This window comes from Stenotrophomonas sp. Bg11-02 (assembly GCF_002836635.1).
Classification (GTDB): Bacteria; Pseudomonadota; Gammaproteobacteria; order Xanthomonadales; family Xanthomonadaceae; genus Stenotrophomonas; species Stenotrophomonas lacuserhaii.
In genome coordinates this window covers 80,765-95,985 of sequence record NZ_PJAY01000070.1, presented here as the reverse complement: position 1 = coordinate 95,985, position 15,221 = coordinate 80,765, and the positions used below count along the sequence as shown (strand labels likewise).

16 protein-coding genes and 1 pseudogene are annotated in these 15,221 nt (G+C 64.8%); 13 read left to right on the top strand and 4 right to left on the bottom strand.

The window, feature by feature from the left end:
* Window positions 1–40 precede the first annotated feature (40 nt).
* The 4 genes from CXG43_RS17605 to CXG43_RS17590 are packed head-to-tail and all read left to right on the top strand — an operon-like array spanning window position 41 to window position 2,375.
* Complete coding sequence (locus tag CXG43_RS17605; RefSeq protein WP_036210680.1) at window positions 41–355, top strand: metalloregulator ArsR/SmtB family transcription factor; 315 nt, start codon at window positions 41–43, stop codon at window positions 353–355.
* Window positions 352–1,137, top strand: coding sequence for a sulfite exporter TauE/SafE family protein (locus CXG43_RS17600; RefSeq protein ID WP_036210683.1), 786 nt, complete (start codon window positions 352–354; stop codon window positions 1,135–1,137). Before CXG43_RS17605 ends, CXG43_RS17600 begins: the two co-directional genes overlap by 4 nt.
* Window positions 1,138–1,173: 36 nt before the next feature.
* Window positions 1,174–1,614: a sulfur transferase domain-containing protein gene (locus CXG43_RS17595; RefSeq protein WP_052101369.1), complete on the top strand. Its 441-nt coding sequence runs from the start codon at window positions 1,174–1,176 to the stop codon at window positions 1,612–1,614.
* Window positions 1,611–2,375: an MBL fold metallo-hydrolase gene (locus CXG43_RS17590; protein WP_036210686.1), complete on the top strand. Its 765-nt coding sequence runs from the start codon at window positions 1,611–1,613 to the stop codon at window positions 2,373–2,375. The genes CXG43_RS17595 and CXG43_RS17590 overlap by 4 nt, the downstream gene beginning before the upstream one ends.
* Window positions 2,376–2,414: 39 nt before the next feature.
* On the opposite strand, the gene CXG43_RS17585 is transcribed toward CXG43_RS17590, so the two are convergent.
* Together CXG43_RS17585 and CXG43_RS17580 are read right to left on the bottom strand one after the other, a co-directional pair.
* On the bottom strand, window positions 2,415–3,743 hold the full coding sequence (locus CXG43_RS17585) for an ATP-binding protein (protein ID WP_101101304.1): 1,329 nt from the start codon (window positions 3,741–3,743) through the stop codon (window positions 2,415–2,417).
* Window positions 3,740–4,405, bottom strand: coding sequence for a response regulator (locus CXG43_RS17580; RefSeq protein WP_036210692.1), 666 nt, complete (start codon window positions 4,403–4,405; stop codon window positions 3,740–3,742). Before CXG43_RS17580 ends, CXG43_RS17585 begins: the two co-directional genes overlap by 4 nt.
* A 155-nt stretch (window positions 4,406–4,560) precedes the next feature.
* On the opposite strand from CXG43_RS17580, the gene dsbD reads away from it, so the two are divergent.
* The 5 genes from dsbD (at window position 4,561) to CXG43_RS17555 (ending at window position 9,723) form a co-directional block, all read left to right on the top strand.
* Window positions 4,561–6,513: a protein-disulfide reductase DsbD gene (gene dsbD / locus CXG43_RS17575; protein WP_232767865.1), complete on the top strand. Its 1,953-nt coding sequence runs from the start codon at window positions 4,561–4,563 to the stop codon at window positions 6,511–6,513.
* A complete protein-coding gene (locus CXG43_RS17570; protein ID WP_232767863.1) occupies window positions 6,510–7,364 on the top strand; it encodes a TlpA disulfide reductase family protein in 855 nt (284 codons plus the stop codon). Before dsbD ends, CXG43_RS17570 begins: the two co-directional genes overlap by 4 nt.
* Window positions 7,364–8,194 (top strand): thiol:disulfide interchange protein DsbG, encoded by an 831-nt coding sequence (dsbG, locus tag CXG43_RS17565; RefSeq protein WP_101101300.1) that lies wholly within the window; start codon window positions 7,364–7,366, stop codon window positions 8,192–8,194. The genes CXG43_RS17570 and dsbG overlap by 1 nt, the downstream gene beginning before the upstream one ends.
* Before the next feature lie 41 nt (window positions 8,195–8,235).
* Window positions 8,236–8,742, top strand: a complete 507-nt coding sequence (locus tag CXG43_RS17560) for a DsrE family protein (RefSeq protein ID WP_157825093.1) — start codon at window positions 8,236–8,238, stop codon at window positions 8,740–8,742.
* A 360-nt stretch (window positions 8,743–9,102) separates the two neighbouring features.
* Window positions 9,103–9,723, top strand: coding sequence for a hypothetical protein (locus CXG43_RS17555; RefSeq protein WP_101101296.1), 621 nt, complete (start codon window positions 9,103–9,105; stop codon window positions 9,721–9,723).
* A gap of 385 nt (window positions 9,724–10,108) precedes the next feature.
* On the opposite strand, the gene merR is transcribed toward CXG43_RS17555, so the two are convergent.
* Window positions 10,109–10,570 carry an Hg(II)-responsive transcriptional regulator gene (gene merR / locus CXG43_RS17550; protein ID WP_046621380.1) on the bottom strand — a complete coding sequence of 154 codons (462 nt, stop codon included), beginning with the start codon at window positions 10,568–10,570 and terminating at the stop codon, window positions 10,109–10,111.
* Between the two features lie 71 nt (window positions 10,571–10,641).
* Here merR and merT point away from each other — a divergent pair, with 71 nt between their 5' ends.
* From merT to merA, 3 genes are read left to right on the top strand one after another with little or no spacing between them, the layout of a single operon-like run.
* Complete coding sequence (gene merT / locus CXG43_RS17545; protein WP_046621378.1) at window positions 10,642–10,992, top strand: mercuric ion transporter MerT; 351 nt, start codon at window positions 10,642–10,644, stop codon at window positions 10,990–10,992.
* Between the two features lie 11 nt (window positions 10,993–11,003).
* Window positions 11,004–11,282: a mercury resistance system periplasmic binding protein MerP gene (gene merP / locus CXG43_RS17540; RefSeq protein ID WP_028839823.1), complete on the top strand. Its 279-nt coding sequence runs from the start codon at window positions 11,004–11,006 to the stop codon at window positions 11,280–11,282.
* A 7-nt stretch (window positions 11,283–11,289) separates the two neighbouring features.
* A complete protein-coding gene (gene merA, locus CXG43_RS17535) occupies window positions 11,290–12,984 on the top strand; it encodes a mercury(II) reductase (RefSeq protein WP_101101294.1) in 1,695 nt (564 codons plus the stop codon).
* A 94-nt stretch (window positions 12,985–13,078) separates the two neighbouring features.
* Here merA and CXG43_RS17530 read toward each other — a convergent pair.
* A pseudogene (locus CXG43_RS17530) lies at window positions 13,079–13,810 on the bottom strand (transposase); the annotation flags it as partial.
* A gap of 451 nt (window positions 13,811–14,261) precedes the next feature.
* On the opposite strand from CXG43_RS17530, the gene CXG43_RS17525 reads away from it, so the two are divergent.
* Window positions 14,262–15,218: a DUF932 domain-containing protein gene (locus CXG43_RS17525; RefSeq protein ID WP_101101292.1), complete on the top strand. Its 957-nt coding sequence runs from the start codon at window positions 14,262–14,264 to the stop codon at window positions 15,216–15,218.
* Window positions 15,219–15,221: the final 3 nt, after the last annotated feature.

The window sequence follows — 15,221 nt, the reverse complement described above, 5'->3', positions numbered from 1 at the left end:
TACATCCGCCATGGCCCGTTCATCAAAGAAGATACGTCCGATGCCCTCGCCCGAGCAGATGGCGCAACATGCCAATGAAGCGGCCGCACTGTTGAAGGCACTGGCCCATCCGGCACGCCTGCTCGTGCTGTGCCAGCTGGTCGAGGGCGAGGCTCCGGTAGGAGAGTTGCAGCCGATTACCGGGCTCAGCATGTCCGCCCTGTCGCAGCACCTGGCCGTACTGCGCGAGATGCAGCTCGTCACGACGCGTCGCGAGGCGCAGACCATCTACTACGCGCTAGCCGAGGGCCCTGCTGCAAGCGTGCTCGATACGCTATACGCCGCCTACTGTGGCAGCCAGGAGGCTGTCCAATGACCACGTTCCAGTTAGTGATGGGGGTCCTTTCCGGCGGCGTCGTCGGCTTCACGCTCGGGCTGGTCGGTGGCGGCGGCTCCATTCTCGCGGTGCCGCTCATGGTCTACCTCGTCGGGGTGCGCGACCCGCATGTGGCGATCGGCACCAGCGCGCTTGCGGTTGCGGCCAACGCACTGATCGGCCTGACCAACCATGCCCGCAAGCGCAACGTGAAGTGGCGTTGCGCCGCGGCGTTCGCTATCGCTGGCGTGCTGGGCGCGTGGTTCGGGGCGATGCTCGGCAAGACCATGGACGGGCAGCAGCTGCTTGCATTGTTCGCGCTCCTGATGCTCGTGGTCGCCGGCATGATGTTCCGCTCGCGCGGAAGTGAAGGGGATCCGGCGGTGGTGCTCAATCGAGGCAACGCGCCGAAGCTGCTGGGTTCGGGCGCGGTCACCGGGCTCCTGTCGGGTTTCTTCGGTATTGGCGGGGGCTTTCTGGTGGTACCGGGCCTGATCGCCTCGACCGGCATGCCGATCCTGTTCGCGGTCGGTTCATCGCTGCTCGCCGTTACCGCCTTCGGACTGACCACCGCATTGAGCTACGCGAGCTCCGGACTGGTCGCCTGGTCGCTTGCGGTGGCGTTCATCGGCGGCGGCGCGGTCGGCAGTCTGTTCGGCGCCCGCCTCGCCACACGCCTGGGCGACCGCAAGGGCGTGCTCAACACGGTGCTTGCCGGCCTGATCGTCGTCGTCGCGGTGTACATGCTGTACCGCACCGCGAGTGAACTCGGCTGGATCTGATTTTCGTTCTTCCCCGCAAACGTTCCGGAGGCTCCCATGCACACATCCTGGCGCTTCGCTGAAGATCACTACGCCGGTGGGCAGCCCACGCCTGCGCATCTGGCCGAACTCGTGCGCGAGGGCGTGCGCACGGTTATCAACCTGCGGGCCCCGGACGAGCCCGCGGAATATGACGAAGCCGCCGAGGCCGCCCGGCTCGGCCTGAACTACGTGTCGCTGCCGATCGCCGGCGCCGCCGATCTCGACCGAGCCCGGGTGCGCGAGTTCGGCCAGACGCTGGACGATGCGCGCCGCGAAGGCGGGGTCCTGATCCATTGCGGGAGTTCCAACCGCGTGGGCGCGATGATCGCGCTTGACGCGACACTCAATCGCGGCTGCTCGCTGGAAGCGGCGCTCAAACGCGGCCGTGAGGCCGGTCTGGCGACGCTGGAGCCGGCCGTAGTGGCGCTCGCGGAAAAAGAAGGAGCCCGGTCATGATCGGTCCCGCCACCATCTTCCGCCAGCTCTTCGAGCCGGTGTCTTCGACCTACACCTATCTGATCGCCTGCCCCGAAACACGCGAAGCCGCCCTTGTGGATCCGGTGATGCCCGCCTGGCAGCGCGACCTGCAGGTAGTCAACGAGCTCGGTCTGAATCTCGTTATGACGATCGACACGCACATTCATGCGGACCACATCACGTCGGCGTCGATGCTCCGGCGGGAGGTAGGCAGCCGCATCGCTACCCCCGCGCTCGATGCACTGTCCTGTACCGACGTGCCGATGGAAGACGGCGTCCCCCTGCAGGTCGGCGGCGTGCGCATAGACCCGATGCATACGCCCGGCCACACCGACAACCACTTCGCGTTGGTGATGAATGACCGCGTGTTCACCGGCGACGCGCTGCTGATCGACGGCTGCGGCCGTACGGACTTTCAGAGCGGCGACGCGCGTGAACTGTACGAGAGCGTACGCGGTCGGCTGTTCGGCCTCCCGGGCGAGACGCTCGTGTACCCGGCGCATGACTACCAGGGGCGGTGGGTATCGAGCATCGCGCAGGAGAAGCAGCGCAACCCGCGGCTCGGCGCCGAACGCACGCTCGAGGATTTCGTCGAGCTGATGGAAAACCTGAACCTGCCATACCCGAAGTTCATCGACTATGCCGTGCCGGGTAACAAGGCGTGCGGGCAGTGTCCTCCGGACCTGCCGGAGCACCTTCGCCAGTACTGTCAGGAAATGGCGGAAAGCCCCCAAGGTTAGCGAGGGTCGGGGGTTGGAGGCATTCCACGGCCGCCGAATCTAACCGTCCTGCCTCGGCAGGACGAGCTCCGCGACCGTCCCACCTCCGTCGCCGGGACGCAAGACCACGTACCCGCCATGACGCTCGGCGATTGCCTCGACGATCGTCAACCCCAACCCGCTGCCTCCTGCGCTGCCGGTCGCGCGTCCTCGCCAGAACCGTTGCGTCGCCTGCCGGTACTCGTCAGGTTCGAGACCAGCGCCACGATCGGTCAGACGGAACCGTACCGTGGTGGCATCGGCATCAGCAACAAGGTCTACGGCACTTCCCGGAGGCGAATAGCGCAACGCGTTGTCGACGAGGTTGCGCAACGCCGCCACGGACAGCGCGGGAGGCACCGCCGGCACCGCCTGACTACCGCTTCCAGCCACGACAACGACCCGGCCATTGGCCGCCGGACTGCTGGCCGCCACCGCCTGCTCCACCACCTGCGCGGCGGTGATCCACTGTCCGTCGTCGAACGGCAGCCGTCCTTCGACCCGCGCCAGCATCAGCAACTGGTCCAGCGTCGCACGCATACGCTGCACGCCTTCACCGGCATCGGCCAGCGCACGTCGTGAGTCGTCGCCACCAGTCAGCCGCGCAACCTGCAGGTGAGTGTCAATCGCAGTCAAGGGTGTGCGCAGTTCGTGCGCAGCATGGTTGGTGAAGCTGCGCTCGCGTGACACCGCGTCGGAAACGCGCTGCAGCAGGTGGTTGAGGGATTCGACCAACGGCCGGAGTTCGCCCGGCATTGGTTGCGCGTCGAGGGGCTCGTCGGCATCGGGTTGGCGCTGCGCTAGCGTGCGACGCAGCCGATCGAGCGGCGCGAGCGCACGGCCCGCGCCCAGCCACAACGCAAGCAAGCCACCCACCGCGGCAATCAGGAACGGCAGCCCGGCCGCCAGCGCGATCTGGCGGCTCAGTTCGGCACGCTCACCGAGACTGTCGGCAGTGGTAATGCTGTAACCATTCGCCTCCATCGTGTAGGTACGCCACGCCGTACCCTCGATCTCACGCGTGCGATAGCCCGGCGCGTCGGTCGCCATCAGTGCGCTGGATGCGCCCTGGGTGGTGGCGATCACCTCCCCACGCAGCGAGCGTATCTGGCACGCCATCCCGCGACTGCCGGCAACGGTCACCGCATCAGCCGCCGCTACCGGCGAGGCGCCCACCAACGCGCCCTGCGCCAGCAGTCCGGACACCATGCGTGCCGACATCGCCAGCCGGTCGTCGAGGGTATGCTGCAGGTTGCGATCGAGGTCACGCAGCATCCACGCCGCCGCCACGCTCCACAGCACCGCCAAGGCGATGCCGATTGTCAGCACCAGGCGGAGTCGCAGGCTCATGGCTCGGCCCGGCCGAACCGATATCCGAGTCCGCGCACGGTTTGGATGACATCGGCACCGAGTTTCCGGCGCAGGTGATGGATGTGCACGTTGATCGCGTTGCTGCCGACCTCCTGTTCGAAACCGTACAGGCTGTCCTTGAGTTGTTCGCCTGACAGGCAACGCCCGCCCGCCTGCATCAGGCTGGCGAGCAGTGCGGTCTCGCGACGCGACAGATCGACGGGTTCGCCGTCGAGCCACGCTTGGCCACTGGCGGGATCCAGCGCCAGTGAACCGGCTTCGATCAGGTTCACGCTGCGGCCAGCGGCACGCCTCGACAAGGCGTGCAGCCGTGCCACTAGCTCGCCGAGATCGAACGGTTTGACCAGATAGTCATCGGCGCCGCCTTGCAGGCCTGCGATGCGATCTTCCACCGCATCGCGCGCGGTCAGCAGCAATACCGGCAATTCATCACCGCGCTGGCGCATGCGCGAGAGCAACTGCATGCCGTCCTCGTCGGGCAGCCCAAGGTCCAGCACCATCGCATCGCAATGGGTCGTTTGTCGCGCAAGTTCGGCGTGCGCGACGCTCTCCACGCGATCGGCTGTCATGCCAAAAGCCCGAAGACCGGAGACTATGCCCCGGGCGATCAATTCGTCGTCCTCAACGACCAGGATCCTCATTGATGCCAACCCCGGGAAACCAGATGCGCGCTGCATCCTAGCGCAGGGTACCCGGCGCCGCCACCGCCGGGTCATTGTTCAGCCTGGAGGGGGCCTTTAATCGTGACTTAATCGCGCACCTTCATCGTGACCGGCCTGGGTCTCCGGAGTACTGAATGATGCGGTTGCTGCGCCGGTTGTTGCTAAGCCTGTTGATGTTGCCGATGTTGGCCGTTCCCGTGGCCGCAATGGCGCAAGACTGGCTCGCGTCACCGAACGGGCAGCAGCCCGAGTTCCTCGAGGCCAGCGAGGTGTTCAGGGTCGAGGCAACGGCCGTGAAGGATGGCGCGACCCGGCTGAGAGGCACGATCGCGCCCGGCTATTACCTCTATCGACACCGCCTGAGCGTTGTTGTCGACGGCGGCAAGGCGTTGCCGCTGCAGTTGTCGAACGGCAAGGCGAAAACCGACGAGTTCTTCGGCCGCACCGAGGTCTATTACGACACCGTCGAAATCGTAGTCAATGGTGGCAACGCGCGCTCGGCGACGCTGCATTGGCAGGGCTGCGCAGATGCCGGCATCTGCTATCCGCCGCAGACCATGCCGGTCGATCTGCCATCGGTCGAGACGCCACCGGCAACCAATGCCGCTGTGGACACCGCAGCGACGACGCCGCCCTCGGAAAAGGCGACAAGCGACAGCGCCCCGCAGCCGCCCACCGCCCCCTCTGCGGCCTCCGTCGCACAAAACTCGGCAGGCGTCGGCGCATCATCCGTCACGGGCTCGATCAGGGAGGCCGCCCCGGCGCCTTCCGTTGCCGGCGAGGACCAGCGCTTCGCCAGCCGCCTCGCCGATGCCAGCCTGTTCGCGTCGGTCGCGGTGTTCTTCGGCATGGGGCTGCTGCTCGCGTTCACGCCGTGCACGCTGCCGATGATCCCGATCGTTTCCAGCCTGATCGTTGGCGGACAGCCGACCACGCGGCGTGCGCTCGCCTTGTCGGTGGCCTACGTTCTGCCGATGGCGTTGACCTACGCCGCGCTCGGCGTGGCCGCCGGGATCGCCGGTGCCAACCTGCAGGCGGCCTTGCAGAACCCGTGGCTGTTGGGCGCCTTCGCGGCGGTGTTCGTGGTGCTTGCGCTGTCGATGTTCGGTGCGTTCGAGCTGCAGTTGCCGGCGTGGCTCGGCAACCGCCTGGATCGCGCCGGTCGCCAGCAGCGCGGCGGCACGCTCGCTGGCGCCGCCGCGCTCGGGTTCCTGTCCGCGCTGCTGGTGGGACCGTGCATGACTGCGCCACTTGCCGGCGCGCTGCTCTACATCAGCCAGTCCGGCAGCGCGCTGACCGGCGGCCTGGCGCTGTTCGCGCTTGGGCTGGGCATGGGATTGCCCCTGCTCGCGATTGCGGTGTTCGGCGCACGCATCCTGCCGCGCCCCGGCGCGTGGATGGATCGCGTCAAGGCGGTCTTCGGCTACGTCCTGCTGGCGTTGGCGATATCGATGCTGGCGCGGGTGCTGGCACCGGCGACGGCGCTGGTGCTATGGGGCGCCTGGCTGCTCGGCGTGGCGGCGGGTTTCCTGGCCCTGGTCGCACCGCCTGCAAGCGGCCCGCTGCGCCTGTGGCTGCCGCGCTATTTTGCAGCCGCGTCGGCGGTCTGGGCACTGGCACTCATGATTGGCGGTGCCAGCGGCTCCGGCGATCCGTGGCGCCCCCTGGAACGACTCGGTGCCGGCGATGCGAGTGCGCAGACAGCCGCGCCGACGGTCGCCTTCGTCCAAGCCAAGACGGCCGACGACCTGTCACGTCGCATCGCCGAAGCCGGTGCGCGAGGCCAATGGACGCTGGTCGATTTCTACGCCGACTGGTGCGTTTCCTGCCATGTCATCGAACGGGAAGTGTTCGGTGATCCGCAGGTGGCATCGATGCTCGCCGGCATGCAGGTCGTGAGGCCCGACGTCACCGCCAACGATGTGGCCGATCGGGCATTGATGAAGGCATGGCAGGTGGCCGGTCCGCCGACGTTGCTGCTCATCGGACCCGACGGCCAAGAACACCGCGCCGAGCGCACGGTGGGCGAGATCACCCCCGAAGCATTCCTGGCCCGCCTGCAGCGCGTCCAGCAAGGAGCGCAATGATGGTCAGTCTTGGCCCGTTTCCCATGTCCCTGGTGGTGCTGCTGGTCGCACTCGCGATTGCCGCACTGGTCGCCCGGCAGTTCGTTGTGCCCTTGCCCGGGCAACCCGCGATCAAGCCGCCTTCGACGTTCCTCGACATGCTGATGGTCGGCGTGCTCGCGGCGCGGCTAGCCTTCGTGCTCGCATGGTGGCCGCAGTACCTCGCGGATCCGTGGTCAATTGTCCGCATCGGCGACGGCGGCTTCTCGATCTGGGCGGGCGTGCTCGCGGGCCTCGCATTCGGCGCATGGCGAGCGCGAAACGCTCCCGCGCTGCGACGTCCGCTGCTGTTCGGTGCGATCGCAGGGCTGGCTTCCTGGGCCGTTCTCGGTGGCGCGCTGCTGTTGATGCAGCAGTCGGTGGTGAAACTGCCGGCGACCGAACTGAGCACGCTCGACGGCGGCAGCACGAAGCTTTCGGCGATGACCGGCGAGCCGATGGTCGTGAACCTGTGGGCGACGTGGTGCCCGCCGTGTCGCCGCGAAATGCCGGTCCTGGCCAAGGCGCAGGAAGAACGCGGCGACGTGACGTTCGTCTTCGTCAATCAGGGGGAATCCGAATCGGAGATCCGTGACTACCTGCGCGAGAGTCACCTGCAACTGAGCAATGTGCTGCTCGATCCATTCTCGTCCGTAATGCAGGAGTCCGGCTCGCGCGGCCTGCCAACGACGCTGTTCTTCGATGCCGACGGCCGGCTTGTGGACACCCACATGGGCGAACTCTCGAATGCGAGCCTTGCCGTAAAGCTGCGGCGCTTCGGTGCTGCGCCCTCATCGAGTCCCCCAACCCTTCCAACCAAGGAGGTGCCGTGATGGCACGAGTGAACCCCACTGCAATACTGCTTTCGTCCGCCCTGCTGCTCGCCACCGGTTGCAGTCAGGCCGCCGAGGAAAAGTCGGTTTCCACCGCACCGGCTGTCCCAACGAACGCCACCAGCAACCCGGAGACTGAAAGGCCCGCCGTGATCGAAGCCATTGAAGCCCAGGGTTTCGAAGTGCTCGGCGAGTTCGACGCCCCATCGGGTCTTCGCGGCTTTGCAGGCGTCGCAGGCCAGCAGCCCGTGGCGGTATACGCGACCAACGACGGCGAACATGCCGTCGTTGGGACGCTGATCAATGCAAAGGGCGAGGACATCGGCGCCGAGGCGCTGCAGCGACTTGTCGCCGGTCCGATGTCGGCCCGCACCTGGGCACTGCTGGAGGCGAGCGAATGGATCGCCGACGGAAAGGCCGATGCGCCCCGCGTGATCTACACGTTCAGCGACCCGAACTGCCCGTTCTGCAACAAGTTCTGGAATGCAGCGCGGCCGTGGGTGGATTCGGGCAAGGTGCAACTGCGGCACATCATGGTCGGTGTGATCCGTCCGGACAGCGCCAACAAGGTTGCCACGATCATGACCGCCAGCTCGCCGTCGGAGGCGCTCCGTCGCAATGAAACCAGCTACAGCTCAGGCGGCATCAAGCCGGCGGCCTCCGTGCCCGCCAATGTGCGCGCCACCCTCGATGCGAACCAAAGACTGATGGTCCAACTAGGGTTCCAAGGCACGCCGGGCATCCTGTTCCGCGACGACAACGGCACGGTCCAGCGCCGAGCCGGCATGCCGGCACCAGATGACCTGGCCACCGTGCTCGGACCGCGCTGATGCGGGGCACATCCTTGCTATTGGGCCTGGTGCTGGCGGGCATGACCTACTTCGCGCAGGCGGCGACGCCGGCGACGTCTCCCGCCCACACTACCGCCATGCATGGCAAAGCGATCGTCCTGCCGGACGCCGCCCACCAACCCGACCCGAAAATGCGCCAGCGGGCGGTATTCAGCCTGACCGTGGCGCCGGCTTCACCCGCTGCGACGGATCCGGGCTTGGAGCGGGTCGCGCGCGCCGTCAACCTGCTCAAGGCAAGCGGAGTGACGAAGAAGCAGTTGGACTTCGTCGTGCTGCTCAGCGAAGGAGCAACGGATTCAGCGCTGGCTGATCCCGCGTACCGCGTCCGCCATGGGGTCGCTAACCCGAACCTCGGGCTGATCGCGCAACTGTCGGCGGCGGGAGTGCAAATGTTCGTGTGCGGCCAGGCCTTGCACTCCCGGCAGCTGGACAGCAACTCGCTGGCACCCAGCATCGCAATATCGCTTTCGGCGTTGACCAGCATCATCACGCTGCAGCAGCAAGGCTATGCGCTGGTTCCGCTGTGAACCAGCAGCAGACGCCGCTGGCTGAATCGACTGTGCCCAGCGATGGTCTCCGGACACCGATCTCGGTGCCTTCCGCAATAGGAGTTCGTCGGCAGTCACTGAGGGGGGGGGCTCGCCGGCCAGCTGCTCCAGGGTCGGCTCCTGTACCGCTTCTAGGTATGCGGTCGAAGCGTTGATCACGAGAATCAGTCGACCGCGACGGAGACTTGGAGCCAGCGATGTCCGCTTTGGGTCGAAAGCAAACATCAGCAGCGACTCACGGCCAAGGTCTCTTCGAAGCCACGGCCTGTAACGTAGACACGGAACGACCGCGTCGGGATAGAGTTGACACCCCTATTCAGCGCCTTCGAGCGATTGCTAATGGTTGACCTCGGGCGAGCCGACAAGCTCATGGATCTCTTATTTGATGTCGTCGATGAGCCGCTCTACGACGAGTCACCTCGGCTGCAGCTGAGTGCCACGTTAGCGGGCACGTCCCTTGAGCTGGCGAGATCGGTTCGAGTTCTGTGCCACGCCGATCAATTGCTGGGCGCGACTGTCTGCCTGAGAAGCCAGTTCGAATCGCTAGTACGCAGTGTCTGGGCACTCCATTGTGCGACGGATCATCAGGTTGATCGGCTGTCCATCAACGAGCTCACAGCTGAAAGCGTGCAAGGGGCCAAGAACTTACCGCTAGCTGCCAAGATGCTAGAGGACATTGAGCAGCGACCGCACCTTGCGAACCTCTTGATCGCGCTGAACGAGTTCAAGTCTTCTGCGTGGCATCCGCTGAACTCTTTCGTGCACGCAGGCTTACACGCGGTGATACACACCAAATTTGGATGGCCCGAGGTTCTTGTAGATCAGACGTTTCGAGTCAGCAATGGGCTTTGCGTACTGGCTTTCACCCACCTTGGCGTGCTCAGCGGCATGCCGGGGATTCAGTCTGACGTGCAAGCGTCTACAGCGACGTTCCAGAGTGTCCTGCCCCGCCATCGCTGACGAAGTCCGCTTCCGGCCAGAAGCGGACGTAACCTATAGGCGTCGGCAAGCTGCTCAACCTCTAACGGTGCAGAGTGGTCGCATGGCCGCCAACAATCGCGGAGAGGGCCTCGAACGCTGAGAGCGGGCACGGCATGCCCGCACAAGGTGGATGCCTCAGGCCTGCCTCAGCCGGCTCGATATAATGCAGCCGTATATGCCGATCTGGTCAATCTAGGTTTACTGATCCGAATGACACCTTTTGCCCAGCCTCTAACCGATCTGTGTTGCCTGTGCGGGGCCAACGAAGGTCTTTCAGGCGAGCACAAAATTAAGGGTATCCGGATTTTAGTGTGGGACGACAGCTAAAGCACTTGCTTGTCTGACTGTTCTTGCTTGTAGGTTTCTAGTTTCGCAGGCTCGTCCGTTTCAAGCCTTCAGTGTGGGTTTTTCCTGCTGGCGCATGTCGGTGCAAGGAAGCAATCAGTGGGCAGGTCACCTTGCCTTGGCTCGAACTGCATGCCTTGACCAATTGGGATAGCGCCAACTCCATGCGCTGGAGATCGGCCAGCCGCAGGCGCACATCCGCAAGCCGCGCTGCCGCGAGGTCGGCGGACTCGTGGCAATGGGTGCCGTCCTCCAGCTTGAGCAATTGCGCAACCTCGTCCAGATTGAAGCCCAAGCGCTGAGCGGACTTCACGAACTTCACCCGGTCCACGTCCGTCGGCCCATAGCGGCGGATGCCGCCGATGGGCCGATCCGGCTCCAGCAGCAAGCCCTTGCGCTGATAGAACCGGATGGTCTCCACGTTGACCCCGGCTGCTTTGGCGAAGGCCCCGATGGTCAGGGTTTCCGGGATGTTCATCATGGCGCTTGACTCCGTACTTGGCTACGGAAGTAACGTTAGCGCATCACGCAAAGTCCCGGAAGGAGACCCTCATGGCAAAACCTAGCAACGGCCGCGGTGCACTGGCTGCCGGCGGCTTGGCCGCCATCCTTGCCTCGACCTGCTGCCTCGGCCCGCTGGTGCTGATCACGCTAGGCTTCTCTGGCGCCTGGATCGGCAACCTAACCGCGCTCGAACCGTATCGGCCGATCTTCATCGGCGCCGCGCTCGTCGCGCTGTTCTTCGCCTGGCGCCGCATCTTCCGGCCCGCCCGCGCCTGTGCACCGGACGACGTGTGTGCCGTGCCCCAGGTGCGAACAGCCTACAAGGTGATTTTCTGGATCGTGTCCGCCCTGGTACTGATCGCCCTCGCGTTCCCCTACGTCATGCCCCTGTTCTACTGAAGGAGACTGTCATGAAGAAATTTGTCGCACTGTTCGCTTTGACTGTAGCCCTGAGCGCTCCAGCTTGGGCCGCCACCAAAACCGTCACGCTGTCGGTACCGGGCATGACCTGCGCCACCTGTCCGATCACGGTCAAGAAGGCGTTGTCCAAGGTCGAAGGCGTCGTTGAAGCCAAGGTGACCTGGGAGCCCAAGGAAGCGGTGGTGACTTACGACGACACCAAGACGACGCCAGCCGCCTTGACCAAAGCCACCGAGAACGCAGGCTACCCTTCCACGGTCAAGAAGTGATCGTCCCATGACCGAGGCGATCACACTGCACGTCGATGGCATGACCTGCGGGGCGTGCTCCGAGCACGTCCGGCAAGCTTTGGAGAAGGTGCCCGGTGTGCGTTCGGCAGCGGTGTCCTATCCGCAACGGCGGGCTGAAATCACGGCTGATGCGGGCGCCGATTTGGAGATGGCACCGCTGGTCGCCGCCGTGTCTGCACTCGGTTACCGGGCGCAGGCTGCCGACATGCCGAGCAAGCCTGCGGACCTGTTGAACAAGACGCTGGGCGGGTTAAACGGCGAGCCGAAGCGCGGAGATGCAGAGCCGGCATTGCACGTCGCTGTGATTGGCAGTGGCGGCGCGGCGATGGCGGCGGCGCTGAAAGCCGTCGAGCAAGGAGCGCGCGTCACCTTGATCGAGCGAGGCACCCTCGGCGGTACCTGCGTCAATGTCGGCTGCGTACCGTCCAAGATCATGATCCGTGCCGCGCATATCGCCCATGTACGGCGCGAGAGTCCGTTCGACGACGGCATTGCGGCCGCTTCGCCGGCGATCCTGCGCGAGCGTTTGCTGGCGCAGCAGCAGGAGCGCGTCGACGAACTGCGTCACGCCAAGTACGAAGGTATTCTGGCCAGCACTCCCGCCATCACCGTGCTTCGCGGCGACGCCCGCTTCCTGGACGACCGCCATCTGAACGTGCAACTGGCAGAAGGCGGCGAATGCGCAGTCGCCTTCGACCGCTGCCTGATCGCCACCGGCGCCAGCCCGGCGATTCTGCCGATCCCCGGCTTGCAGGGCACCCCCTACTGGACCTCCACCGAGGCGCTGGTCAGCGACCGTATTCCCGAGCGGCTGGCGGTGATCGGTTCGTCGGTGGTGGCGGTCGAACTCGCGCAGGCCTTTGCCCGACTCGGCAGCAAGGTGACTCTCCTGGCGCGCAACACGCTGTTCTTCCGCGAAGATCCCACTATAGGTGAAGCCGTCACGGCCGCGTTCCGCAACGAAGGCATCGAAGTGCTGGAGCACACGCAGGCCAGTGAGGTGGCCTTTGCAAGCGGAGCATTCGTGCTCACGACCGGGCGCGGCGAACTGCGCGCTGACCGACTGCTGGTCGCCACCGGCCGCACACCGAACACCCGCGCCTTGGATCTCGACGCGGCAGGTGTCGCGGTCAACGCGCAGGGCGCCATCATCATCGACAATGGGATGCGCACCGGCACACCGCACATCTACGCCGCGGGCGACTGCACCGACCAGCCGCAGTTCGTCTACGTCGCAGCGGCGGCCGGTACCCGCGCCGCGGTCAACATGACCGGCGGCGACACGGCGCTGGACCTGACGGCGATGCCGGCGGTCGTGTTCACCGATCCCCAGGTCGCCACCGTGGGCTATAGCGAAGCCGAAGCACACCATGCCGGCATCGAGACCGACAGCCGCACGCTGACACTCGACAACGTGCCCCGGGCGCTCGTCAGCTTCGACACACGTGGCTTCATCAAGCTGGTCGCGGAAGCCGGCACTGGCCGGTTGCTCGGTGTGCAGGCGGTGACCCCCGAGGCGGGCGAACTGATTCAGACGGCCGCGCTCGCCATCCGGGCACGGATGACGGTGCAGGAGCTGGCCGACCAGTTGTTCCCTTACCTGACCATGGTCGAGGGACTGAAGCTCGCAGCGCAGACTTTCACCAAGGATGTGAAGCAACTGTCCTGCTGCGCGGGGTAGTGCTGTGCTGAGCGTTCAGGCCCAAATGCTCAGCTTCATCCGTTGAGCCAAACACCCAGGTTGAAGCTTCGGGGCTTGTGCGATGGGTCAAGGTTTACTCGAAATACCCCTCTTCGAGCAGCCGCACCAACGTCGGAATGTAAGGTCCATATTCGACCACGCGTCCGACCTGCTTCTTGCGGATCGATGCCATCGTCATTCGCTGGAACTCGAAGTTCGTTGATACCTGGTCATCATCGACATCTACGGTCTCGACTACGGCCCCGTCCTTGCGCGCCTTCTCGTTGTAGAGCATCCGCGCCCGAATCACCTCGAAGCTGTAGCCCCTGCCCATGCGGTTCATGTCTTTGGCCAGTCGGTTGACGGATTCAGTATAGGCATTGGTAATGGGTTGTTCGAAGTAAGAGAAGATTTCGTCGTGCCAGTTGTGCACGGCGGTGGTCAGATCCTTGAACGTGGCCGCCAGCTCCGGCGGAATGTTGCCTAACCACGTCGCGCATGCCGCTTCAGCCTCCGGACGGCTCTTGTGATCCCAGATCGACAAGAAGCCTTCCTTGAGGGCGTGCGCCTCCCCGAGCTGGGGAAACTGGCGGAACCATTCCAGGGCCCGTGTCATGTCTGCGCCCTTCAGATCGTGCTGCCGCTTGAGCAACAGGAAGCGCTCATCCTTGAGCTTGAGGCGCTGCCGAGCCGGCAGATCCTTGCGAATGCGCTTGCGCAGCTTCTCCAGCGCGTCATTGGCCATCCGCTGGATATGGAAACGATCGACCACAATCCGCGCCTGCGGCAGCGTGGCACGCACCACCTGCTTGTAAACGTGGTACATGCGATACGACTGGCGGGACAAGCCGAGAGCAATGTCCGCTCTGGGTCGGGAGCGGACGTTGGCTGGTCGGTGCCGGCAGAGGCTGACCCGCCACAACTGATCCGTGACGCAGCGGCATCAGCGCACGCACTGTCGGCCGAGGGGTTGAACAACGCATCAATACTCGATTCAAAAATGTTTCATCCACATATCACCCCGTTGAAGCCAGTAGGGTCTGGCTTTGCGCAAGGGCACAGCGCTCCTTGTGCGCCTTCATCATGGATTCTCTATGAGTGACAGGTCGGAGGCGATCTACTGCGTCCTTGTAGTAATCGCAGCAGCTCTGGTGAGTGTTGCCAGATGCGTCCACTGTAAACGCCCGAAGTTCCCCTGTTCCAACCCGTGACAGACCACAAGGCCCGGCAATCGCCGGGCCTTGTGCGTTTATGCCCGAGATTAAGGAGATGAGACGATGCACCTGGTTGAAACAATGGCCTATGCCGGCGAGCAGCCCTGGCACGGCCTCGGTCACAAGCTGGCGCCGCAGCAGCCGATCGATGTCTGGAAGCGAGAGGCCGGGATGGATTGGTCGATCGAAGAGTCCGAAGTCCGCTACGTGGTCGGCAAGAACGGGATCGGGGCCATCAACGCCTTCCCAGACCAGAAGGTCCTGTACCGGTCCGACACGCACGCGCCGTTGTCGGTCGTGTCCAAGCGGTACAAAGTGGTCCAGCCGGGCGAGATCCTGGAGTTTTACCGCGATCTGACCGAAGTCGGTGGCTTCGAGCTGGAATCGGCCGGTGTCCTGCACGAAGGCCGCAAGTTCTGGGCCTTGGCCAAGACCGGCCAGAGCACCGTCCTGAAGAGGAAGGATCGCGTTGACGGCTACCTGCTGCTGGCCACGGCCTGTGATGGGACACTGGCGACCACCGCCCAATTTACTTCGGTGCGGGTCGTGTGCAACAACACCTTGGCCATCGCGCTCGGCAGCAACGCGGGAGCCGTCAAGGTGCCGCATCGCAGCCACTTCGATCCCGACGTGGTGAAGCGCCAGTTGGGGATCACCGTGTCGAGCTGGGACTCGTTCGTGGCCCGGATGAAGGCGCTTGTCGAGTGCCCGGTGGATCCCGACTCGGTGGATGGGCTCCTGCGCCGGGTGCTGACCTACCCCAACCCGGACGGGCAAGGGGTGGCGGTCAACGAACAGGCGTTCACGGTGGCCCGGGCCTTGTACGACGGAGCAGGCAAGGGCTCGGATCTGGCGAGTGCCAAGGGAACGGCCTGGGGTGTTCTGAGCAGCGTGACCGAGTTCGTCGATCACCACCGGCGGGCCAGGAGCGACGACCATCGCAGGGAGGCGGCATGGTTCGGGGCGGGTGCCCAGATCAAGCGGCGGGCGTGGGACGAAGCCATGAAGCTGGTGACCTGACCA